The sequence below is a fragment of the Duganella sp. Root336D2 genome, from assembly GCF_001425005.1.
GTDB lineage: Bacteria > Pseudomonadota > Gammaproteobacteria > Burkholderiales > Burkholderiaceae_D > Rugamonas.
Genome location: NZ_LMDB01000012.1, coordinates 325,163 through 347,089, shown reverse-complemented (window position 1 = coordinate 347,089; position 21,927 = coordinate 325,163). Strand labels below are relative to the sequence as shown.

Genomic DNA, 21,927 nt, shown 5'->3' with positions numbered 1-21,927 from the left:
CCCGGGCGCCTCCTAATGAACTAGATTGCTGGCTAGTCCAGCATAGGGCGCGCCATAATTGCTTACAAATGAGCCCGTTGCAGCCGCACGGCGCGGCTAGAATCACCCTTACCAATCCACCCTTGGAGATGAAGATGAAAATTGTTGCTGCTGCCCTGCTGATGACCGCCTCGCTGGCGGCCTATGCGGAAGAACCTGAGCAGTTGGCCAAATCGAAGAGCTGCTTCGCCTGCCACGCCATGGCGAAAAAACTGGTCGGGCCTTCGTTCAAGGATGTCGCGGCCAAATACAAAAACGACAAGGGCGCCGAGGATAAACTGATCCTGAAGGTGCTGCAGGGCGGCTCCGGGGTCTGGGGTGCTGTCCCGATGCCGCCTAACCAGGTGACCGACGCCGAAGCGCACCAACTGGTACGCTGGGTGCTGGCGCAGAAGTAAGCGCTAACCGGGGCGGCCGTCCACCGCCCATCGTCACGCCGGCTTGCGGATGCGGAAGGTGTTCCTGCTGATCAAGTGATCGCCGTTTTCATGGACGCGTTCCACCATTTCCTTCAGCGCGGCGACACCTTCCTCCGACGCCATGTCGCAGAACGCCATGATGTCGCGCGCCGGCACGGCAACCATATACCCTTCGTCCACCAGGCCGGCCAGGTCGCGCTGCCACAACGCCTGCAGCAGGAACATGCTGGCCTCGAAATTGCCGTCGACGAAAACGCCAAAGACCGGGCCATGCTGCTCGACCCGCATATGCTGGCTGCAAAGCTTGTCCAGGTTGGCGATGGCCGAGCGGTGCAGCTGCGCCGCGTCCATGCCGGCTTCGGCGAGATGGCGATGCTGTACATACACCAGCCCTTGGGGCTCGTCGACCACGTAGGCCACCACCAGGCCGGAACCCACTTGCCGCAGTACCGGGCTGTCGGCTTCGGACAGGGAAACCGCGGCGGCGCCACCGGCAATGTCCACGCTTTTCAGATACGCGACAGCGCGCGCCAGGAATTCTTGCGTCACAAACTCTGCTGCACCATCATTCATTGAATTGACCTTTCCATTTTTCAACATTTGATAGCAATTATTCCAGATCATTTAAGCATTTGGCAATCCCTGCCTATTATTTGGGCATTCCGCCGAGTGCGGCTATAATGTCGGCTGTTCCGGATTCAATCGATTACCCATCCCATGCAAGCAACCATTGAAAACGCGCCTGCAATGCCCGGCGCGGCAGCAGCCGTATACGTCAACATAGCGGCCTACAAATTCATCACGCTCGAGCAGCTGGACGAACTGCGCCCGCAATACCAGGACATCTGTGCCCGCCTGGGCCTGAAGGGCACCATCCTGCTGACCCCGGAAGGCATCAATATGTTCCTGTCCGGCACCCGCGCCCACATTGACGAGTACCTGGCCTGGGTCCGCAGCGACCCGCGCCTGGCCGACCTGGAAGTGAAGGAAAGCCTGTCGGCCGATCAGTCGCACCGCCGCATGCTGGTGCGTATCAAGAAAGAAATCATCACCATGCGCCATCCGCTGATCCGTCCTGAAGACGGCCGCGCACCGCATGTGCAAGCCAAAGACCTGAAGCGCTGGCTGGACCAGGGCCACGACGACAACGGCAAGCCGGTGGTGATGGTGGAGACCCGCAACGATTACGAAGTCGACGTCGGCACTTTCACCAACACCGTCGATTACCGCCTGACCAAGTTCACCGAATTCCCGGAAATCATCGAGAAGCACAAGGCTGATTTCGAAGGCAAGACCGTGGTGACCTTCTGCACCGGCGGCATTCGCTGCGAGAAGGCCGCGATCCATATGCAGAATATCGGCTACGACAATGTGTACCAGCTGGAAGGCGGCATCCTGAAGTACTTCGAGGAAGTCGGCGGCGCGCATTACACCGGCGATTGCTTCGTATTCGACTATCGCACCGCGCTGAACCCGCAACTGGAGCCGACCGAGACCAAGCAGTGCTTCGCCTGCCGCGCGGTGGTGACGCCGCGCCAGCAGCTGGCACCGGAATACGTACCCGGGGTTTCGTGCCCGGCCTGCTTCGGCAAGCACTAAGCAGCAAGCCATAAAAAAGGCCCGTTGATCAACGGGCCTTTTTTACGCCTTAGCCTTTCGGCAGTCCGCCCAGCAGGGCGGCAATTTTCTGTTTCGGCTTGGCAGGAGCGGCCGGCGCCGCAGCTGCCGCTGCGCCATTGCTGCGAGTCGGCTCATACGGTTTCAGGAACCATGGATCGACTTTCTCGCGGCGCGGGGACAGCGCCGGTCCGTCGCCGCGGCCTTCACGGCGCTCACCGCTGCGCGGCGCCGAGCGGTCGGCCTGGGTGCGGTCGCGGCGGCGGTCGCCGTGGCGCTCGTCGCTGCGGAAGCCGCCCGGCACGAAGCCTTCGAGCGTAGCGCGCGGGACGGTTTGCTTGATCAGCTTTTCGATGTCCACCAGCAGGCGTTCATCCTTGTCCGAGAAGATCGAAATCGCATCGCCGGAAGCGCCGGCGCGGCCGGTACGGCCGATGCGGTGCACGTAGTCTTCAGCGTTATACGGCAGGTCGAAGTTGATCACGCACGGCAGGTCCGAGATGTCCAGGCCGCGTGCCGCCACGTCGGTGGCGACCAGCACATCGATCTCGCCTTTCTTGAACGCGTCCAGCGCCTGCATGCGTTCCTGCTGCGTCTTGTCGCCATGGATGGCGGAGGCCTTCATGCCTTCGGCTGCCAGGCCGCGCGCCAGGCGGGACGCGCCGATCTTGGTGTTGGAGAACACGATCACCTGTTTCAGCTCGCGCTGGCGCAGGATGTGGGCGACGGCATCGCGTTTGTGGTCTTCATTTACCTTGTACACCACCTGGGTCACGCGTTCGGCGGTCGCGTTGGAACGCGCCACTTCGATCGTGATCGGGTCGGTCAGGAAGGTCGACGCCAGCTTCTTGATCTCCGGCGAGAAGGTGGCCGAGAACATCAGGTTCTGGCGCTTCTTCGGCAGCAGGTTGATGATGCGCTGCAGGTCGGGCAGGAAGCCCATGTCCAGCATGCGGTCGGCTTCGTCCATGACCAGCATCTGCACCTGGCCCAGCGAAATATTCTTCTGCTCCACGTGGTCCAGCAGGCGGCCCGGGGTGGCAATCACGATTTCCACCCCGCTGCGCAGCTTTTCAGTCTGCGGCTTCATGTCCATGCCGCCGAAGACGACGGTGGAACGCAGCGGGGTGTGCTTGCAATAGGCGGCCACGTTTTCCGCCACCTGCACCGCCAGTTCGCGGGTCGGCGTCAGCACCAGGGCGCGTACCGGGTGGCGCGCCGGGCTCATCGACGCACTCGCATGGGCCAGCAGCAGCTGGATGATCGGCAGCGAAAAACTGGCCGTTTTGCCGGTACCGGTCTGGGCGGCCCCCATCACGTCGCGGCCCTGCAGCAGGATCGGGATCGCTTGCGCCTGGATCGGCGTGGGGTGCACATAACCCTGGTCGGTCAGTGCTCGCAGGATTTCCGGCGCCAGGCCGAAATCGGCGAACTTTACTTGCTCAGGGGTGTTCTCAATGTCAGACATACAATTCTTTAGTTAACAGCGGCCAACCCCGCATGATACCCGAGAACTGTGGTAAAGCGCATGGAATGGCGCTCCAGAACGGAAATTATTGCCGAGTTGGAAGCTATAATGTCACTAAATGAATGCTACCTACGCTCGCGGCTGGCAAATGGGCCGCTTTATTTTGCTCATCATCCTGGCATGCAGCCTGTTGACTGCTGTCGCCCAGGCTGCTTCGCCGTCGCTGCGCTTTCGCAAGCTCGGGCCACTCGGCAATGACGAGCCGTCAATGTTATCCCTGCTGCAAGACAAACGCGGCTTCATGTGGATCGGCACCCAGTCGAACGGGCTGTACCGCTACGACGGTTACCGTGTGACCAAGTATCGCAGCAAGGCGGGCGACCCGCGCAAGCTGCCGCATGACCGCGTAGCGGCGCTGTTTGAAGACAGCCGGGGCCGGCTGTGGGCCGGCACCCAGAGCGGCCTGGCGCGTTTCAACCCGGAAAGCAACGATTTCACCACCTTCGTGCCGGCCAATGTGCCCAACAACGGCCGCATCATCCGCGCCATCGTGTCCGATGGAAAAGACGGCATGTGGTTGGCGACCTGGGGCGGGCTGCAGCACTTTGAACCTGGCAGCGGCAAGTTCAGCATCCATATGCACGATCCGGCCCGCCCTGGCAGCCTGGGCGGCAACGACCTGAATGCGCTGGCGGTCGATGTCCAGGGCGGCGTCTGGGCCGCCACCTGGCCCGGCGGCCTGGACTACCTGCCAGCCGGCGCCAGTGAATTCGAACATCGCCGCGTGGACAAGGGCCAGGACCCGAACGCCCGCGCCAACATCGTGCGCGCCCTGCGCTTCGACCAGCACGGCGTGCTGTGGATCGGCACCGAAGGCGGGGTCTGGCGCTGGGACAGCAGCCAGCCATGGGACACGCGCGCAAGCGTGGCCGTGCCCGACAGCCGCGTCACCAGCTTCTATTTCGACCGCGACGATACCTTGTGGGCCACCACCCTGTCGGCCGGCTTGCTGCGCTGGGACGCGACGGCGCAACGCTTCGACCAGTACAGCCACAACAGCGACGACCCGTATTCGCTGCCGGGCGATAACCTGCGCGCCATGCTGCAAGACCGCGGCGGCATGCTGTGGATCGCCTCCTTCACCGATGGCATTGCCCTGGTCAACCTGAGCAGCAGCGGCTTCACGCGCCACCTGCCGTATCGCCTGGACGGGCGCCACGGCCGCGCCAACAACGCCTTGCTCAGCCTGGAGAGCGGGCCGAACGGCACGGTCTGGATTGGCGGCAACCTTGGCGCCGGCCTGTTCGATCCCGCCAAGGGCGAAGTGCTGCGGCGCTACCAGGCCGATGGCCGGCCCGGTTCGATGAACAGCAATATCGTGTACAGCCTGTACCAGCAGCCCGGCGGTCCGCTGTGGATCGGCACGGCCAACGGCCTGAACCGGCTCGATACGCTCGATGGCAAGTTCCAGCTGGTCCGCTTCGGCAATACCGCCAGCGATTTCATCAACTCCATCGCGCCCGGCAAGGACGGCGTGCTGTGGCTCGGCACCGGCAACAGCCTGGTGCGCTACGACACGCTGCACGACCGCTCCCTGCTGTTTTATCACGACCCGCAAAATCCGGACAGCCGCAGCGTGGGCGGCACCAGCGTGGTGCTGGAAGACAGCAAGGGCCGCGTGTGGATGGGCTCCGAATTCAATGGCGGCGGGCTCGACCTCCTGGACCCGGCCACCGGCAAGTTCCGCCACCTGCGCGCCGGCGGGCCGGAAGGCATGATCGACGATAACGTCACCTCGCTGCACGAAGACGCCGCCGGCCGGCTGTGGATCGGCACCTCGCGCGGCCTGGTGCAACTGGAAGAAACGGCAGGCGGCGGCTTGCGCCTGCGCTCACATGCCGCCGCCGTGCAGCACCTGAAGACGCTGTCCATCCAGTCCGACGCCAAGGGCAAGATCTGGGTCAGCACGCTGGCCGGCCTGTTCCGCCTGAATCCCGGCAACGGCTCGGCCCAGCTTTACACCGTCGCCGACGGCATGACCGACGGCTTCACCACCAACGCCTCGGCGCCCGGCCCGGATGGCAGGCTGTACTTCGGCGGCGTGCACGGCATGACCGGCATCGAGCCGGAGCAGGTGCGCAGCGACTCGGTGCCGCCGCAGGTGGCCATCACCGACATCAAGCTGTTCAGCCATTCGCTCAGCGAAGGCCGCTTCCGCGACCAGGCCCGGCTGGAAGGCCCGCTGACGGCGCCCACCGGCCTGGTGCTGTCCTCGCAAGCCACCGCCTTCACCATCGAGTTCGCAGCCCTGCACTTCACCGAACCGTCGCAGAACCGCTACGCCTACCAGCTGGAAGGTTTCGACCCTGACTGGCAGGAAACCGACGCCGAGCGCCGCGTCGCCACCTACACCAACCTCGATCCCGGCCGCTATGTATTCCGGGTCCGCGCCGCCAACCACCACGGCAGCTGGAGCGAGCAGCCCGCCACGCTGCACGTGACGATCACGCCGCCGTTCTGGCAAACCACCTGGTTCCGCCTGGCTGCGGCTGCCCTGATCGTGGGCGGGCTGTGGAGCCTGTACCACTGGCGCATCCGCCGCCTGACGCGCCTGCAAGCAGTGCTCGAGCAGCAGGTTGCCGCCCGCACCGTCGAACTGGAAGACTCCAACCGCAAGCTCGAGGCTCTGAGCCAGACCGACGGCCTGACCGGCGTCGGCAACCGGCGCGGCTTCGACCTGGCGCTGGAGGCGGAATGGCGGCGCGCCCAGCGCACCGGCCAGCCACTGGCGCTGTCGATGCTGGATGTGGACTACTTCAAGAAATACAATGACCGCTATGGCCACCTGGCCGGCGACGCCACGCTGCGCGCGGTGGCGCGCGTGATCACCGAACACGGCCGGCGCAGTTCCGACCTGGTGGCGCGCTACGGCGGCGAAGAATTTGCGCTGCTGTCGGTGGCCACGCCGGGCGCCGACGCGATCGGCGTGGCACAGACCATCTGCACCGAACTGGCGCGCCTGCAATTGCCGCACGACGCCTCCCCGCTCGGCCATGTCACCATCAGTATCGGCGTGGCGGTACTGGTGCCGACCGAAAACAGCCGCCCCGAGCAACTGGTACGGCTGGCGGACGAAGCGCTGTACCGCGCCAAGCAGCGCGGCCGCAACCAGGCCCTGCTGGCAATGGAAGAATAATGGACGTGGCCCCGCAAGACGACCCCAAGCCGCAAGCGCCGGCCGAGCCCGGCCCCGGCGAGTGCTGCCACAGCGGCTGCACCTGGTGCGTGCTCGACCTCTACTACGACGACCTCGAGCGCTACCGCAGCGCCCTCGCCGCCTGGGAAGCTCGCAGAAAGAAAGTCGGGGTCAGGTCCGGCAATCGGACAAAAAAAGCATGAACGTATAGGTTTTGGCGGATTGCCAGACCAGAGCCCGACTTGCATGTTCGTGTTCTAACAGAAGGCGGGGCCGGAGCCAGCTAGCATCGGTGGCATGGAACAGCAGAGCCAATCATGGCTGGACAAGCTCGGCCCGGGCCTGGTCGCGGGGGCCGCCGACGATGATCCCAGCGGCATCGCCACCTATTCCCAGGCTGGAGCCCAGTTCGGCTTCGGCATGCTGTGGCTTGGCTTGTTCACCTATCCGCTGATGGTCGGCATCCAGGAAACCAGCGCCCGCATCGGCCGTACCAGCGGGCGCGGGCTGGCGTCCAATATGCGCCGCTGCTTCCCGGCCTGGCTGTTGTACGGCATGGTCAGCCTGCTGTTGTTTGCCAACACCATCAATATCGCGGCCGACCTGGCTGCCATGGGCGATGCGCTGCACCTGGTGGCCGGCGGCAAGGCGCAGTGGCACGCGCTGGCCTTCGGCCTGCTGTCGGTGCTGCTGCAAGTCTTCATTCCCTACCAGCGCTACGCGCGCATGCTGAAGTGGCTGACGCTGGCGCTGCTGGCCTATGCCGCGACAGTGCTGGTGCTCGACGTGCCTTGGGGCGAGGTTGCCAAGCGCACCTTTTCGCCGCACATGGAATGGAACAAGGCGTACCTGACCACGATGGTGGCGGTATTCGGCACCACCATCAGCCCCTACCTGTTTTTCTGGCAGGCCGCGCAGGAAGTGGAGGAACTGCAGGCCGACCCGCAGGCCGAGCCGCTCAAGCGCGCGCCGCGCCAGGTGCGCCCGCAACTGCGCCGCATCAAGCTCGATACGGCCATCGGCATGGGCTTTTCCAACCTGGTGGCATGGTCGATCATGCTGACCACCGCGGTCACGCTGCATGCGCACGGCATCTTCCACGTCGGTTCGTCGGCGCAGGCCGCGGCGGCGCTGCGGCCGATTGCAGGCGAACTGGCGTTTGCGCTGTTCGGCCTGGGCATCATCGGCACCGGCTTGCTGGCGATCCCGGTGCTGGCAGGTTCGGCTGCCTACGCCATGGCCGGCGCCTTCAACTGGCGCAGCAGCCTGGAACTGCAACCGAAGGCCGCGCGCAAGTTCTACGCCATCATCGTCGCCGCCACGCTGGCCGGCGTCGGCATCGGCTTCCTGCCGATGGACCCGATGCGGGCGCTGTTCTGGAGCGCAGTCGTCAACGGCGTGGTCGCGGTGCCGGTGATGGTGGTGACCATGCTGCTGTCGACGCGGCGCGGGGTGATGGGCGAGGTCGTCCTGTCGCGCCGCCTGCGCGTGCTGGGCTGGTCCTGTACCACAGTCATGGCCTTGGCAGTTTTGGCCATGTTCGCCAGCATGGTAAGCTAGCGCGCATGAACAAACGACACTTCCTGCTGGCCCTTGCCGCCGCCATCGCCCTGCCTGCCCTGCCTGCGCTGGCCGGCGAACCCCGCCCATTCCCGCCCAGCGCCAAGCGCGGCAAGATGGCCTTCGGTTATGCGCCCGACATCGCCATCGACGGCAAGCCGCGCCAGCTCTCGCCTGCCGCGCGCATCTTCAGCGAAGAAAACCTGACCCTGGTGCCGAGCGCACTGGCCGAGGCGACCCTGATCGTCAACTACACCGAAGACATGAACGGCAATATCGACCGGGTCTGGATCCTGACGCAGGAAGAAGCGCGCCTGCCGGCAGCCACCAAGCGCTGAGCAATGCTGCGGCGCCGCCTTGCCTTCGCCCTGCTGCTTGCAGCCTCGGCGCAGGCCGGCGCCGGCACCCTCGTCAAGGCCTATAACAGCTATCGCGGACCGCCTTACATCGACGGCAAAGGCGGGCTGGCGCCCGCGCTGGTACGCTACCTGAACCACAAGCTGGACGGCCGCTACACGCTGCAGCTGGTGTCGCTCCAGCGCCGCCAGCTTAACCAGTTGATGGAGGCGGCCGGCGGCTTCGATGGCGTGGCCCTGTTCCTGTCGCCAGCCTTCATCGGCGACGTGCCGCGCAAGCGCTTCCACTGGAGCCCGGCCTTCCTGGACGACAGCAATGCCATCGTGTCGCGCATCGACAATCCGGTGCGCTACGAAGGCCCCGCTTCGCTGGTCGGCCTGCGCTTTGCCGGCATTGCCGGCAACCGTTATCCCGGCATCGACGAATACGTCGGCAAGAGCCTGGCGCGCAGCAACGCGGCCGATGCCATGAGCAACCTGCGCAAGCTGGTAGCGGGCCAGGCGGATTTCACCGTGATGCCGCTCAGTTCATTCCGTTACCTGCGACGCCAGATGGACCGGGAAAAACTGCCCCTTGGCCAGTTGCATGTGGGCGACAAGCCCTTCAGCCAGTTTGGCCGCCACTTCGTCCTGGCGCGCGATGCCGGCGAGCTGGCAATAGAGCTGGACAGGATTGCGGCCGCCATGCCCTGCGACCGCGAGTGGCGCCGCATCGCGCTGCGCTATCACTTTACCGTCGCCGACGCCGCCGTTTGCCGCTGAAACGTCCCGCCGCGCGAAACGCCAACAGCACCACCAGGCTGATGCCGCACAAGGCCTGTATGGCAGGCTTGTGCGCGGAATCGTCGACTGCTTCGAATTTGCTGCCCAACAGGACATTATTGGCCAAGGCCGGATCGACATCCAGCATCATGCTGCCAAGGTTGGCCCGCAGGCTGCCGGCATTGCCGGGCGGGCTGAAGGGAAATTCCGGCGGCTCGGCCAAGCCGTCCTGGAACGTGGCGGCGCCGTCTTCGGCGGCGCTCAACTCGAACGGGTCGGGACCGGCATTGCCTGCACCAGGTGCATCGGAGCTGGACAGGAGTGCAGCGCAAGCCCCCTGGCTCATGGACAGCAGCAAGGCGCAAGCGCCCAGCCCCAGCTTCCCCATATATTTCCTCTAGTTAATTTTTCTTAACCAGACAGTAAGCAATAATCACGCCAAGAAATATAAGTTGCTGATTTTAAATGCAGCACTTTTTCAGCTGTAAGGAATTCCGACAGTTTTACGCCAGCACCCGCTCAGATGTAATAGAGCGCTGCCGCGGCGCCGATAATCAGGCCGAACTTGGTGATCTTGTAGACGGTCTTGTTCCAGGCCTTGAAAGCGCGGCGGTATTTGCCGGCGTAGAAGGAAACGCGGAACAGCTTCGACACCAGGCCGACCTGGTCGCCCTGTTCGTTGGGCGAGGCGGCGGCGGTCATCATGGTGCGGCCCAGGAAGCGGTTGACCGCCTGTGCCCAGCGATAACGCATTGGACGCTCCACGTCGCAGAACAGGATGATGCGGCCGCTCTCGGAACCGTTGATCGCCCAGTGGATATAGGTTTCATCGAAAATCACGCCCTGGCCATCGCGCCAGCTATGGCGCTCGCCATCGACGTCGATGAAGCAGCGGTCATCGTTCGGCGTGGCCAGGCCCAGGTGGTAGCGCAGCGACCCGGCGAACGGGTCGCGGTGCGGATTGAGCTTGCCGCCAGGCGGCAGTTCGGCAAACATGGCAGCCTTCACCGACGGGATCGAGGCCAGCAGGGCATAGGTCTGCGGGCACAGTTCCTGCGCCGATGGATGGCTGGCGTTGTACCACTTCAGGTAAAAGCGCTTCCAGCCATTCTTGAAGAAGGAATTGAAGCCGGCGTCGTCGTTCTTTTCCGAAGCCTTGATCTTCTGCAGGCGCAGCAGGTTTTCCGCTTCGGCGCGGATCACTTGCCAGTTGTCTTGCAGCGGCTTGAGTTCCTGGAAGGTGTCAACCGGCAGGTAAGGGGTCGACGGCACGCGCGAGAACCAGTGCATGAAGATATTGATCGGGGCCATGAACGACGAATGGTCGAACAGTTGGCGGCCGATCGGGAGCCGTACCTTGCCACGGAAGTGGATATGCAGGACGGACAGGATGTAAAAGCCGACAACAGCCCATTTCATTGCGAAACCTCGGAAAGATCCAAACCTGCGATTTTACCGCAGTCTGCAAAGTGAGTATTTGTGAATATCGCAACAATGTAAGCATGCTATCGTGGCGCGCATGACTTGTATTATTTGCTACGCCCCATTGAAGACCGGCCTCTCAGGCTGGCACCGGACCTGCCCCGGCTGCGCCTATGAAGGCGCAGCCCATTGCGTCGCACCTGCAAGCGGCGCTGAAGACATGCGCGAAGCGTCCCTGAATGCGCTGCGCCAGGACAACTGCCGCACCATCGTCGCCCTCACCCGCCAGTTTGCCGCGCCGCGCGCCAACACGCTGCTTGACGTGGGCAGCGCCCATGGCTGGTTCCTGGAAGCGGCATCCTGTGCTTTCGACGTGCTGGGCGTCGAGCCCGATGAAGTGCTGGCGCGGCAAGCGGCTGCGCGCGGGCTGCCGGTGCGCATCGGCTACTTCCCGCAGGCGCTGGCGGACGGGGAGCAATTCGACATCATCGTGCTGAACGAAGTGATCGAACATATCCCCGATATCCGTGCCGCGCTGCGCGACTGCCACCAGCGCCTGTCGCCGGACGGCACGCTGGTGTTGAACCTGCCAAGCAGCCGCGGGCTGTGCTACCGCTTGTCCAAGCTGTTCGCCCGCTTCGGCCTGCATGGTCCGTTCGACCGGCTGTGGCAGAAGGACATGCCGTCGCCGCATGCGCATTACTTTAATCCGTCCAACCTCACCAGGCTGGTGGAACGGGAAGGCTTCGCACTGCGCCACAGCACCGAGCTGGCCATCGTGAAAAAGGAAGGCATGTGGCGCTGGATGACCGTGTTCGGCCGACTCCACCCGTTCAAGGCCCCGCTGCGCTACCTGGCCATGCGCTGGGCGCTGTTGCCGCTGATGCGGCTGTTCCCCAGCGATATCATGGTCTGCATCTACCGCAAGCGTTAAGCGCTGGCCGTCATGCGCTGCGCCATAGCGCCAGCGCTTCCTGCGCCACCAGTTCCGGGCGCTCCTCAGGCCAGAATAGCTTGCTGCCTTCGAGGCGGCCTACGCCTTTGCTGTTGCCAAAGGCCTGCTCAAGATAGTCGGCGCCGCGCGGCAGGAAGATAGTGTCCGCCATGCCCCACAACACCCGCACCGGCGCGGTACTGGCTTGCAACGCCGGCTTGATGCCGTGCAGGGCATTGCGCTCGAGCGCCGCAATGTAGCCGTGCAGGCGCTGCGGATTGTCGACCAGGGGACGCAGGTAGGTTTCGAATACCTCGTCCGCCAGTGCGGCGGGACGGGCATAGCAGATGCCGCCCAGGCCCTCCGGCGCGCGCGCCTTGTCCTTGTCGGCCAACCAGGGTGCCAGCCATTCCTGCGCAAACCTGCCTTGCCTGGCCAGTTCGATCACGGGCAGCATGGCGGGCGGAGGGCAATCGATTTCGGTGTCGCAGTTGGCCAGCAGCAGGCTGCGCACGCGTTCCGGGTGCAGCACCAGGAACAGCTGCGCCACGGCGCCGCCGCTATCGCTGGCCACCACATCGACTTTATCGACGCCCAGTTTATCGAGCAGCTCGGCCAGCATGGCGACCTGGCCTTCCGGATCGAGCTTGGCTTGCGGCGCTGGTTCGCTGTGGCCAAGCCCGAGGAAGTCCGGCGCGATGCAGCGGCGATGCGGCGCCAGGCGCGCCACCGCGCCTCGCCATTGGAAGCTGTTCAACGGCAGGCCATGCAGGAACAGCGCTGCCTGCGGGCCGCGGCCACGTTCCACAACTGCAATGCGGCCAACGCTGGTGGCGACAAAACGCCGCGCCGCGTGCCAGCGCCGGGCATCGCGCGCAGCCCCGGCGCGCAGCGCTGCATCCCCCGCTGCCACGCCTTCGGCAGCACTGGCAAAGCCCCCCATGCCCGTCAAGGCGCTGAGTGCGGTAGCGGCAAAACCCAATTTCAAAAAGTCCCGGCGAATCATGCTCATTCCCTTCAAGACAGGTTTTCAATGGTATGCATGATCGGCCCGGGAGCGACGCGAAGCAATGACCTCGGAGGTCATGGAAGCGCAGCGCCAAACCTTGCTAATATCGCCACATGAACGCAATCCCCACCCCGACCACCCATATCGGCGCCCTGCTGCGCGAATGGCGCTCCGCTCGCCGCCTGAGCCAGATGGACCTGGCACTGGATGCCGGCCTCTCCACGCGCCATCTGAGCTGCATCGAAACCGGCAAGGCCCAACCCGGCCGCGACGTCCTGGCGCGCATCGCCGACGCACTGGAAATGACACTGCGCGACCGCAACGCGCTGCTGGTGGCCGCCGGGTACGCGCCGCGCTACACGGAATCCGCGCTGGCCAATCCCGAACTGGCGCCAATGCGGCGCGCCATCGAAGCGATGCTGAAGCAGCAGGAGCCCTACCCCGCCTTCCTGATGAACCGGCACTGGGACATCGTGATGGCCAACGACGCCGCCATCCGCATGAACCGCTGGCTGCTGGATGGCCGCGACAGTCCGCACCGCAATATGCTGCGCCACGCATTCGACCCGCAGGACTTGCGCTCGGTCCTGGTGAACTGGGAGGAAATCGCCGGCACCCTGCTGGCCCACCTGCACAAGCTGGTTGCGACAGCACCCAACGACAGCAAGGCTCGCGCACTGCTGGACGAAGTGCTGGCCTACCCCGGCGTACCCGAGAAATGGCGCCAGCGCGACTTGCGCGCGGTGCCCGAGCCGCTGCTTGAAACGGTGTTCCAGCGCGACGGGCAGCGCCTGGCATTCTTTTCCACCATCACCACCTTCGGTACTCCGCGCGACGTTACGCTGGAAGAACTGCATATTGAATCGTGCTTCCCGGCAGATGAGGCCAGCGCCGTATTTTGCCGTTCACTTGAAAGGTCGATATGAACGACTACATCCTCCTCATGCATGACGATGCCATCGATCGAGCCGTCGCCGAAGACGGCGCCCGCTGGGAGCACTACCTGTCCGGTCTGCGCGCCTCGGGACAGTTCGATGGCGGCAGCGTCGTGCCGGCGCCTGCCCGCGTGAACGGCTACATCAGGGTCCGCGCAGAGAGCCTGGAAGCGGCGCAACGCTTCCTTGCCGGGAATCCAGATTACGATGCAGGCGGCACGGTCGAAGTGCGCGCGCTCCCGCGCTCGTAACGGGCAGGCGGCTTAGCCAGGCTTGCGCCTGCGCAGGCCCGCGATAGCCGCCAGGCCGATGCCGAACAGCGCGGGCGCTGCCGGTTCCGGGACTGCGGCCACCTTCAGGCCGCCCTCCCAACCCTCAAATTCCCGCCATGTTTCAGCGCCGGTCCCCGGATCGTTGCGGACGCGACTCCACTGGGTACCAAACCACGTCTCGGACAGCGGCTCGCGGTGCCACAAGGTCTCAGCCAAGGTGGCATCCATTGATGTCGCCCAATCCATTCCAGTGCCTTTGAAGAACAACTGGTAGCTGCTGCTGTAGAAGAGCGAAATCCGGTCCTTCCAGTTGTATTCATCCTTCTCGACGCTGAAGATGAAGTGGCCCGTGTAGCTGCCATCGGGTTGCACCTGAATATTGGCATACAGGACCTGGTCGGAAGGATCCGCAGTTCCAAAGCGGGCAAGGTAGCTGCTGTCGTAGGGCGTTTGGATGCCCGACTGGTCAAAGTCGAAAAAGCAGGTCGAGCCGTGTGCCGTGCCGACATAGCGGTGGCGGCAATCGCGCAGGGAAGTCAGGTTGGAGCGCAAGGTGCCGCCAAATGGCGTGAAGACCTGCGTGTCGTAACTGAGGTCATCGTCTTTGACATTCCAGTGCTTGCCCGAATCGACGCTGAACGTGGTCGCAATGCCGGCATGCGCCAAGCCAGCCGAAGCCAGGAGGATGGCTGGCAAAACGAGGGACTTCATGCCTTCCTCCGGCGCAGGGCCGCAAGGCCAGCGAAGCCAATGCCAAACAGGGCCAGCACGCCAGGTTCCGGCACCGCCCTCACCGCCATTTGGCCGTTCCATCCTTCCGCCGTGATGGTCGCGTCGATGCCAGTCAGCGGATCAAAGCGGGTGTGTTCCAGGAAAGTGGTGTAGCGCAGGCTTTTCGTCTCACGTTGCCATAGCAAGTCCGCAAGGGCAGCGTTCAGCGTTGTGCCAAAATCCATGCCCGTGCCGTAAAAATTAAACTGGTAGTTGGTGTTAAAACCGGTAAACAAAGTGTCGTTGCCGTCTGGCTCCGAGACGTAAGAGCCGCTGAGGAACGTGAAATTGCCGTAGTACGAGCCGCTCTTCGATACTCTCAGTAGTGCCACCAGCGTTGGAGTACGGTTGAATCCAGCGAGTCCAAGGCGCTTCAGGTAAGCACTATCGTATGGCGAGCTGAACCCGGACAGGTCGCTATCGAAATAGCAGGTCGACATATGTACGGAAGTGTAAGTCTTGCGGCAGTTACGCAGGGGCTGCATATTCGAGCGGATGGTACCGCCAAAAGGCTCGAACACTTCCGCGTCATCGATATTGCCCTCGCCCTTTGAGGTCCAGTGGACTGCGGAAGTGACGTCAAAGCTGGCGACAACGCCCGCATGGGCCGGCGCGGCAAGCGCCAGCAGCAGGGCTGGTTAGTTGCACATAGCTTCGGCAAGGCCTTGTACGCCCGGCCGCAGCAGCAGGACGCTGCCCGGCCAGCCGTCGGTGACATTGCCGGGGTCGATCGACGTGACCAGCAGTGTGCGCAGGTCGGGGCCGCCGAAGCTGCACATTGACGGCTTGGCGAACGGCAGCGCGGTCTCGCGGTCCAGCACACCGGCCGGCGTGTAGCGCTGCAGCAGGCCGCCGTCGTTGGCGCAAGTCCAGTAGCAGCCGTCGGCATCGACGGCGGCGCCGTCGGGACGGCCTTTTTGCGCGCCCAGGTCGAGGAAGATGCGCTTGTTATGCGGCGTACCGCTGGCAATGTCGTAATCGAAGGCCCACACCATGCGCCGCTTCGGATGGGAATCAGACAGGTACATCACGTCCCCGCCTGGCGAGAAGGCGGTGCCGTTCTGGGTCAGCAAGCCGGATACGAAAGGCGCCGAAAGCCCTTCACCCGCGCTGTAACGATAAAGCCGGCCGACCGAACGCTCTGCCGACATATCCATGAACATGGTACCGGCCCAGAAGCGGCCCTGCCTGTCGCAGCGTCCATCATTGAAACGCATGCCCTCGCCCAGTTCCGGCCCGGGCGGCGCGGCCAGTCTTTGGGCAGATGCGCTGCCGTCTTCTTGCAGCGACAGGTGGAAAATGCCGGTCTCCATGCCGGCGATCAGGCCGCCGCGCGCGGCCGGCGAAACGCAGGCCGCCATTTCCGGAGCTTGCCAGAAGCGCGTGGCGCCGCTTGCGTAGTCAAGGCGCCAGATGCGGCGCGCCGGAATGTCGACCCAATACCATGCGCCCTCGCCCGCGTGCCAGGTGGGGCTTTCACCCACCGTGCAATGTACACCGCTTATTTTTTCCATCAGAGGTCAGTGATTTCCTTGTGAGCCGGAACCAGCGCCTTCATGACGCACCAGGCGAGCAGGTAGGCCAGCGCACAAAAGGTGAACATGATCATGTAGCCGGTCTGGATCTGGCCCAGTGCGCTGTAGTGGTCGAACAAGCGGCCTGCAACCTTGGTGATCATTACACCGCCAAGGCCACCAGCCATGCCGCCGATGCCGACCACGGAGCCGACGCTATGTTTTGGGAACATGTCGGACACAGTGGTGAACAGGTTGGCCGACCAGGCCTGGTGCGCCGAGGCGCCGATGCCGATCAGGACTACCGGCACCCAGATGCCCAGGTAACCAAGCGGCTGCGCCAGCAGCACCGCCAACGGGAAGAAGGCGATGGTCAGCATGGCGCGCATGCGGCCCTGGTAGACGCTGGCGCCGCGGTTGATGAAGAAGGTCGGGAACCAGCCGCCGCCAATGGAGCCAAACATGGTCATCGAGTACAGCACCGCAAGCGGGAGCACCATTTCGGTAGCCGATACGCCGTATTGCGCCGACATGAACTTCGGCAGCCAGAAAAGGAAAAACCACCACACGCCGTCGGTCAGGAATTTTCCGACCGTGAAAGCCCAGGTCTGGCGGTAGGCCAGAAGCTTGAACCAGGATGCCTTGCGCGGTGCCGCGTCGGCGTCCGGCGCGGCCGGCGCATCGCCCGCATCGCTGTTGATGTAATCCAGCTCGGCGCGCGCGAGGCGCTTCTGCCTGGCCGGCGTTTCATAGAAATACAGCCAGAAGCCCATCCAGACAAAGCCGATCGCGCCGATGATGATGAAAGCTGATTGCCAGCCCCACAGCTCGGCAATCAGCGGCACCGTGATGGGCGCCAGGATCGCGCCGATATTTGCACCGGAGTTGAAGATGCCGGTGGCGAAGGAGCGTTCCTTCTTCGGAAAATATTCAGCGGTGGCCTTGATCGCCGCCGGAAAATTGCCCGCCTCGCCCAGCGCCAGTACGGCGCGGCCCACCATGAAGCCGGCCACCGACACCGGCACCGCGGCGATACCGATGGCAGCGAGAATATTCGAGAACGTGGTTCCGATCGACACCGAATATGCATGCAGGATCGCGCCCATCGACCACACCACGATCGCCAGTACGAAAGCGCGGCGCGTTCCCATCTTGTCGATCACGCGGCCGGCAAACAGCATCGAGATCGCGTACACGAACTGGAATACGGCAGCGATGTTGGCGTAGTCGCTATTCGACCAGCCGAATTCTTTCGACAAAGCGGGCGCCAGCAGCGACAGCACCTGGCGGTCAAGGTAGTTGATGGTGGTGGCAAAGAACAGCAGGCCACAGATGGTCCAGCGGTATTTGCCGATGGCGGCGGCCGGTTCGGCTGCCAGGCCGACGGCTTGCGGGTTGGGCTGATTCATAGTTTCTTATATTCGAAAGCGGCCGGCGTCTCCTCCGGCCGTACTACTTGATCAAACTGCCGTGCGCAGCTCCCCGTCCACGATGCGAACCAGGCGCAGTGGATTATCGTCCTGCAGGGCGGCCGGCAGCAAGGCTGCCGGCACATTCTGGTAGCTTACCGGACGCAGGAAGCGTTCGATCGCCGTGGCGCCAACCGACGTGGTGCGGGTGTCCGAGGTAGCCGGGAACGGGCCGCCGTGCACCATCGCGTGGCACACTTCGACGCCGGTCGGGAAGCCGTTGAACAGCACGCGGCCGGCCTTGCGTTCCAGCGTCGGCAGCAGCCTGGCAGCCAGCGGATGGTCGTCGGCAGTGCAGTGCACGGTGGCGGTCAACTGGCCTTCCAGGCTGGCGGCAAGACGCAGCACTTCGGCTTCGTCGCGGCAGGAGATCAGTACCGAGGCCGGGCCAAACACCTCGTCCTGCAGCGCATGGCTGGCGAGGAAGGTTTCTGCGTCGACCCGGAACAGCGCAGCCTGCGCGGCACACCCAGCGCCCTCTGCCTGGCCCAGTGCCAGCAATTTAACTCCGGCAACATCGGACAGGCGGCCGACGCCGGATTCATATGCAGTGTGAATGCCAGCGGTCAGCATGGTGCCGGCACCCTTCGGCTGCAGCGCAGCAGCGGCAGCCGAAGCGAAACGGTCGAAGTCGGAACCGGCTACCCCGATCACCAGGCCTGGATTGGTGCAGAACTGGCCGACGCCCATCGTCAGCGACTCCACGAAAGCGGCGCCCAGTGTTTCGGCATTCGCTGCCAGCACCGCAGGGAGCATAAAGACCGGGTTGATGCTGCTCATTTCGGCGTACACCGGAATCGGCTCATGGCGCGCAGCGGCAGTCCGCATCAGGGCAGTGCCGCCCTGGCGCGAACCGGTAAAGCCGACTGCCTTGATCGACGGGTTGGCGACCAGCGCCTGGCCGACCACGCGGCCATCGCCGTGGATCATCGAGAACACGCCTTCAGGCATGCCGCAATCCGCCGCCGCTTTCCGCACCGCGCGCGCCACCAGCTCCGATGTGCCGGGATGGGCGGCGTGCGCCTTCACCACCACCGGGCAGCCGGCAGCCAGCGCGGAAGCGGTGTCGCCACCAGCCACGGAAAACGCCAGCGGGAAGTTGGAAGCGCCGAACACGGCGACCGGGCCGATTGCAATCTTGCGCAGGCGCAGGTCGGGACGCGGCGGCGTGCGCTGCGGCAGCGCCGAGTCGAGCGTGGCGTGCTGCCAATGGCCGTCGCGCACCACTTTGGCAAACAGGCGCAATTGGTTGACGGTGCGGCCACGCTCGCCTTCCAGGCGGGCTTGCGGCAGGCCGGTTTCGGCCATGGCACGCTCGGTCAGCGTTGCGCCGAGGGCGTCGATATTGCCGGCGACCGCTTCCAGGAAGGCGGCCCGCACTTCCGGCGTGGTGGCGCGATAGGCATCGAAAGCCTGTTCGGCCAGCGCACAGGCGCGCTCCACGTCCGCCAGTTCGGCCTGGCCGAACGCCGGCTGCAGGTTTTGCCTGGTAGCCGGGTTGAAGGCCAACAAGGTGCCGGCTGCGCCGCGCACCAGTTGCTGGCCGATGATCATTTCACCGGTGACCTGCATTATTGGGCACCTTGCTTCTTGATCAGCGCCAGCAGCATTGCGTCTTCTTCCGCGGTCAGGTCGGTCAGCGGAGCCCGCACCGGGCCACCGGAATGGCCGACCAGGCGCGCACCTGCCTTCACGATCGACACCGAGTAGCCTGCCTTGCGATTGCGGATCTCCAGGTATGGCAGGAAGAATTCATCGAGCATGCGGTCGGTTTCGGCAGTGTTGCCGGCGGTGGTGGCGTGGTAGAAGTCCATCGCCAGCTTCGGCACGAAATTGAACACCGCCGAGGAATATACCGGCGTACCCAGGGCCTTATAGGCGCCGGCATAGACTTCCGCAGTCGGCAGGCCGCCGAGATACGAGAAACGGTCGCCCAGCTTGCGGTAGATCTGCACCATCAGCTCAATCTCGCCCACGCCATCCTTGAAACCGATCAGGTTCGGGCAGCGCGCTGCCAGGATCGCCAGCGAGTTGGCGCTCAGGCGGCAGTTGGCGCGGTTGTAGACGATCACGCCGATCCTGACCGACTCGCACACCTGGGCCACGTGTTCGATCAGGCCGTCCTGGCTTGCTTCGGTCAGGTAATGCGGCAACAGCAGCAGGCCATCAGCGCCCAGGCGCTCGGCTTCCTGCGCCAGCGCGATGGCCTGGCGTGTCGGGCCACCGGTACCTGCCAGCAGCGGCACTTTGCCGCGGCAGCTTTCCACGGCGACCTTGATCACCTGCGAATATTCAGTAGCGGTCAGCGAGAAGAACTCACCGGTACCGCCGGCCGCAAACAGCGCGCTGGCGCCATAGGGAGCCAGCCAGTCCAGGCGTTCGGCATAGGTCCTGGCGTTGAAATTGCCTTCTGCGTCGAAGTCGGTGATCGGGAAGGACAGCAGGCCGGACGACATGACTTTCTTGAGTTCTTGCGGGGACATGGACATCGTTGACTCCTAAGTGTGGTTTTTGGACGAATCGCGCTTGAATTAAGTTGTAAGTCATCGTACAACTTAGTTTAAATGCGCGCAAGCGAAAAAATGGGGACGTACCCCATTTTTTACGCTGCGTTTTCGAAACGTTGCTGGGCCTGTAACAGGCGTTCGCGGGAATTGGAGAGGTGGGTGCGCATGGCAGCGCGGGCGGCTTCGGGGTCCTGGCGCTGGATGGCGCGGAAGATGTCTTCGTGTTCGCGGTGGACGCGTTCCAGGTAGTCTGCCGGACGATCCTGCGACAGGTTGGCGGTGTTGACGCGGGCGCGCGGAATAATCGCCTGGCCAAGCTGGCCCAGGATGTCGACGAAATAGCGGTTGCCGGTGGCCTTGGCAATCACCAGGTGGAAGCGGCGATCGGCTTCCACCGAAGCGCGCCCCTGCTCCATCGCTTGTCGCATATCGGCCAGCGCCTGCGCCAGTTCAGCCACTTGCTCGTCGCTGCGGCGGGTAGCCGCCAGGCCGGCAGTCTCCGTTTCCATACTGATGCGCAGTTCGAGGATGGCCAGCACGTCGCGCACCGTAACAATGCTCTCGGCGTCGATGCCAAGGCCGCCGGTATTGCGCGGCTTCTCCAGCACGAAGGTGCCGATGCCATGGCGGGTCTGCACCAGGCCAGCCGCCTGCAGATGCGAAATCGCTTCGCGCACCACGGTGCGGCTGACGCCATGCTGCTCCATGATGGCCGATTCGGTCGGCAGCTTGTCGCCGGGCTTCAGCACGCCGCTTTTGATGCTGCCGCTGATTTGTTCGACCACGCCCTGGGCCAGGGTGTGTCGCTTGCGAGGGAGGATAGTCATGGCCTCATTATACATGCCAAAAAGATGTCAGACATCCTATCAGAGATATCCTGGCCCATTCTCGCGCCATGCTTTCTTGCGAAATTGGCCGGACCAAATTAAAATCGGGCGACCATCTCCCCCTATATAGAAGGCCCTGGCCGCATGAGCAAAAAAATCGTTGCAACGGAGCCGAATCCAGCAGCCGAACAACGGCTGTACCGCGTGGTCGCCGCCAAGATCCAGGATTTGATCCGCGAAGAAAACATCAAGCCTGGCACCCGCCTGCCGGCCGAACGCGATCTGGCCGCCAAACTGAGTGTGAGCCGCGCTTCGCTGCGCGAGGCGCTGATTGCGCTCGAACTGTCCGGCATCGTCGAGGTGCGCGGCGGCTCGGGAGTGTATGTCAGCGAAAAGGCATCGGCCCCTTCGGATGTGACGGAAGGCGGCCCGGGTCCGTTTGAAGTGCTGGCTGCGCGACGCCTGATTGAATCCGAGGTCGCGGCGATCGCGGCAAAGATGGCCACCGATTCGGCCATCGACGCAATCCTGCGCGCTGCAGCGGAAATGGAACAGCACCACTCCGACCGCGCCACCAACGAACAAGCCGACCGCAACTTCCACCTGGCGATTGCGCGCGCTACCGGCAATACGGCGCTGGTGGGGGTGGTAGAGACGCTGTGGAACCAGCGCGGCACCATGTGGCACAAGCTGAAAGAGCACTTCCAGACGGAAGAACTGCGCCAGAACACGCTGGATGACCATCGGAATATCGTAGCGGCGATCGCAGCGCACGATGCCGCCGGCGCGCGCCAGGCCATGCGCGCCCACCTGGAACGCGTTACCAAGACCTTCTCACGCGGCTGAATAA

23 protein-coding genes are annotated in these 21,927 nt (G+C 63.9%); 11 read left to right on the top strand and 12 right to left on the bottom strand.

Features of this window, described 5'->3' with window-relative positions; translation table 11 throughout:
- The first annotated feature begins 134 nt into the window (after window positions 1-134).
- Entirely contained in the window at window positions 135-437 is a 303-nt protein-coding gene (locus tag ASD07_RS11725) for a c-type cytochrome (protein WP_055929792.1), read from the top strand.
- Between the two features lie 33 nt (window positions 438-470).
- Here the strand turns inward: ASD07_RS11725 and ASD07_RS11720 are convergent, their stop codons facing one another.
- The gene (locus ASD07_RS11720) at window positions 471-1,007 is read right to left on the bottom strand and encodes a DUF1444 family protein (protein WP_162246552.1); all 537 of its coding nucleotides are present in this window, start codon (window positions 1,005-1,007) and stop codon (window positions 471-473) included.
- 168 nt (window positions 1,008-1,175) lie between these two features.
- Between ASD07_RS11720 and ASD07_RS11715 the strand changes: the two genes are divergently transcribed.
- Window positions 1,176-2,057 (top strand): sulfurtransferase, encoded by an 882-nt coding sequence (locus ASD07_RS11715; protein WP_055929786.1) that lies wholly within the window; start codon window positions 1,176-1,178, stop codon window positions 2,055-2,057.
- A 49-nt stretch (window positions 2,058-2,106) separates the two neighbouring features.
- Here ASD07_RS11715 and ASD07_RS11710 read toward each other — a convergent pair whose 3' ends face one another.
- Window positions 2,107-3,543: a DEAD/DEAH box helicase gene (locus tag ASD07_RS11710; RefSeq protein ID WP_055929783.1), complete on the bottom strand. Its 1,437-nt coding sequence runs from the start codon at window positions 3,541-3,543 to the stop codon at window positions 2,107-2,109.
- 118 nt (window positions 3,544-3,661) lie between these two features.
- On the opposite strand from ASD07_RS11710, the gene ASD07_RS11705 reads away from it, so the two are divergent.
- The 5 genes from ASD07_RS11705 to ASD07_RS11685 all read left to right on the top strand — a co-directional run bounded on the left by ASD07_RS11705 (window position 3,662) and on the right by ASD07_RS11685 (window position 9,417).
- Window positions 3,662-6,739, top strand: a complete 3,078-nt coding sequence (locus ASD07_RS11705; protein ID WP_055929780.1) for a diguanylate cyclase — start codon at window positions 3,662-3,664, stop codon at window positions 6,737-6,739.
- Window positions 6,739-6,942, top strand: a complete 204-nt coding sequence (locus ASD07_RS11700; protein ID WP_055929777.1) for an oxidoreductase-like domain-containing protein — start codon at window positions 6,739-6,741, stop codon at window positions 6,940-6,942. Before ASD07_RS11705 ends, ASD07_RS11700 begins: the two co-directional genes overlap by 1 nt.
- A 94-nt stretch (window positions 6,943-7,036) precedes the next feature.
- A complete protein-coding gene (locus tag ASD07_RS11695) occupies window positions 7,037-8,299 on the top strand; it encodes an NRAMP family divalent metal transporter (protein ID WP_055929773.1) in 1,263 nt (420 codons plus the stop codon).
- Window positions 8,300-8,304: 5 nt separating this feature from the next.
- Entirely contained in the window at window positions 8,305-8,637 is a 333-nt protein-coding gene (locus ASD07_RS11690; RefSeq protein WP_055929770.1) for a hypothetical protein, read from the top strand.
- Between the two features lie 3 nt (window positions 8,638-8,640).
- Entirely contained in the window at window positions 8,641-9,417 is a 777-nt protein-coding gene (locus tag ASD07_RS11685; protein WP_055929768.1) for an ABC transporter substrate-binding protein, read from the top strand.
- Here the strand turns inward: ASD07_RS11685 and ASD07_RS11680 are convergent.
- Together ASD07_RS11680 and lpxO are read right to left on the bottom strand one after the other, a co-directional pair.
- Complete coding sequence (locus tag ASD07_RS11680) at window positions 9,386-9,805, bottom strand: hypothetical protein (protein WP_055929764.1); 420 nt, start codon at window positions 9,803-9,805, stop codon at window positions 9,386-9,388. The genes ASD07_RS11685 and ASD07_RS11680 overlap by 32 nt on opposite strands.
- Before the next feature lie 131 nt (window positions 9,806-9,936).
- The gene (gene lpxO / locus ASD07_RS11675) at window positions 9,937-10,836 is read right to left on the bottom strand and encodes a lipid A hydroxylase LpxO (protein ID WP_055929761.1); all 900 of its coding nucleotides are present in this window, start codon (window positions 10,834-10,836) and stop codon (window positions 9,937-9,939) included.
- 100 nt (window positions 10,837-10,936) lie between these two features.
- Here lpxO and ASD07_RS11670 point away from each other — a divergent pair, with 100 nt between their 5' ends.
- Window positions 10,937-11,773, top strand: a complete 837-nt coding sequence (locus ASD07_RS11670) for a class I SAM-dependent methyltransferase (protein ID WP_055929758.1) — start codon at window positions 10,937-10,939, stop codon at window positions 11,771-11,773.
- Between the two features lie 10 nt (window positions 11,774-11,783).
- On the opposite strand, the gene ASD07_RS11665 is transcribed toward ASD07_RS11670, so the two are convergent.
- Window positions 11,784-12,785: an alpha/beta fold hydrolase gene (locus ASD07_RS11665; RefSeq protein WP_200953790.1), complete on the bottom strand. Its 1,002-nt coding sequence runs from the start codon at window positions 12,783-12,785 to the stop codon at window positions 11,784-11,786.
- Between the two features lie 110 nt (window positions 12,786-12,895).
- Here ASD07_RS11665 and ASD07_RS11660 point away from each other — a divergent pair, with 110 nt between their 5' ends.
- Window positions 12,896-13,708 (top strand): helix-turn-helix domain-containing protein, encoded by an 813-nt coding sequence (locus tag ASD07_RS11660; RefSeq protein ID WP_055929755.1) that lies wholly within the window; start codon window positions 12,896-12,898, stop codon window positions 13,706-13,708.
- Window positions 13,705-13,968, top strand: coding sequence for a hypothetical protein (locus tag ASD07_RS11655; RefSeq protein WP_055929752.1), 264 nt, complete (start codon window positions 13,705-13,707; stop codon window positions 13,966-13,968). Before ASD07_RS11660 ends, ASD07_RS11655 begins: the two co-directional genes overlap by 4 nt.
- A gap of 12 nt (window positions 13,969-13,980) precedes the next feature.
- Here the strand turns inward: ASD07_RS11655 and ASD07_RS11650 are convergent, their stop codons facing one another.
- The 7 genes from ASD07_RS11650 to ASD07_RS11620 form a co-directional block, all read right to left on the bottom strand.
- Window positions 13,981-14,700 carry a PEP-CTERM sorting domain-containing protein gene (locus tag ASD07_RS11650; RefSeq protein WP_055929749.1) on the bottom strand — a complete coding sequence of 240 codons (720 nt, stop codon included), beginning with the start codon at window positions 14,698-14,700 and terminating at the stop codon, window positions 13,981-13,983.
- A complete protein-coding gene (locus tag ASD07_RS11645) occupies window positions 14,697-15,281 on the bottom strand; it encodes a PEP-CTERM sorting domain-containing protein (RefSeq protein ID WP_055929748.1) in 585 nt (194 codons plus the stop codon). The genes ASD07_RS11650 and ASD07_RS11645 overlap by 4 nt, the downstream gene beginning before the upstream one ends.
- A 117-nt stretch (window positions 15,282-15,398) precedes the next feature.
- Window positions 15,399-16,274, bottom strand: a complete 876-nt coding sequence (locus ASD07_RS11640; protein ID WP_055929745.1) for an SMP-30/gluconolactonase/LRE family protein — start codon at window positions 16,272-16,274, stop codon at window positions 15,399-15,401.
- Window positions 16,274-17,683, bottom strand: a complete 1,410-nt coding sequence (locus ASD07_RS11635) for an MFS transporter (RefSeq protein WP_055929741.1) — start codon at window positions 17,681-17,683, stop codon at window positions 16,274-16,276. Before ASD07_RS11635 ends, ASD07_RS11640 begins: the two co-directional genes overlap by 1 nt.
- A gap of 51 nt (window positions 17,684-17,734) precedes the next feature.
- On the bottom strand, window positions 17,735-19,315 hold the full coding sequence (locus ASD07_RS11630) for an aldehyde dehydrogenase (NADP(+)) (RefSeq protein ID WP_055929738.1): 1,581 nt from the start codon (window positions 19,313-19,315) through the stop codon (window positions 17,735-17,737).
- Window positions 19,315-20,226, bottom strand: coding sequence for a 5-dehydro-4-deoxyglucarate dehydratase (gene kdgD, locus ASD07_RS11625; protein WP_055931766.1), 912 nt, complete (start codon window positions 20,224-20,226; stop codon window positions 19,315-19,317). The genes ASD07_RS11630 and kdgD overlap by 1 nt, the downstream gene beginning before the upstream one ends.
- Window positions 20,227-20,345: 119 nt before the next feature.
- Window positions 20,346-21,077, bottom strand: coding sequence for a FadR/GntR family transcriptional regulator (locus ASD07_RS11620; RefSeq protein WP_082507333.1), 732 nt, complete (start codon window positions 21,075-21,077; stop codon window positions 20,346-20,348).
- 144 nt (window positions 21,078-21,221) lie between these two features.
- Here ASD07_RS11620 and ASD07_RS11615 point away from each other — a divergent pair, with 144 nt between their 5' ends.
- A complete protein-coding gene (locus ASD07_RS11615; RefSeq protein WP_055929731.1) occupies window positions 21,222-21,923 on the top strand; it encodes a FadR/GntR family transcriptional regulator in 702 nt (233 codons plus the stop codon).
- Window positions 21,924-21,927 lie beyond the last annotated feature (4 nt).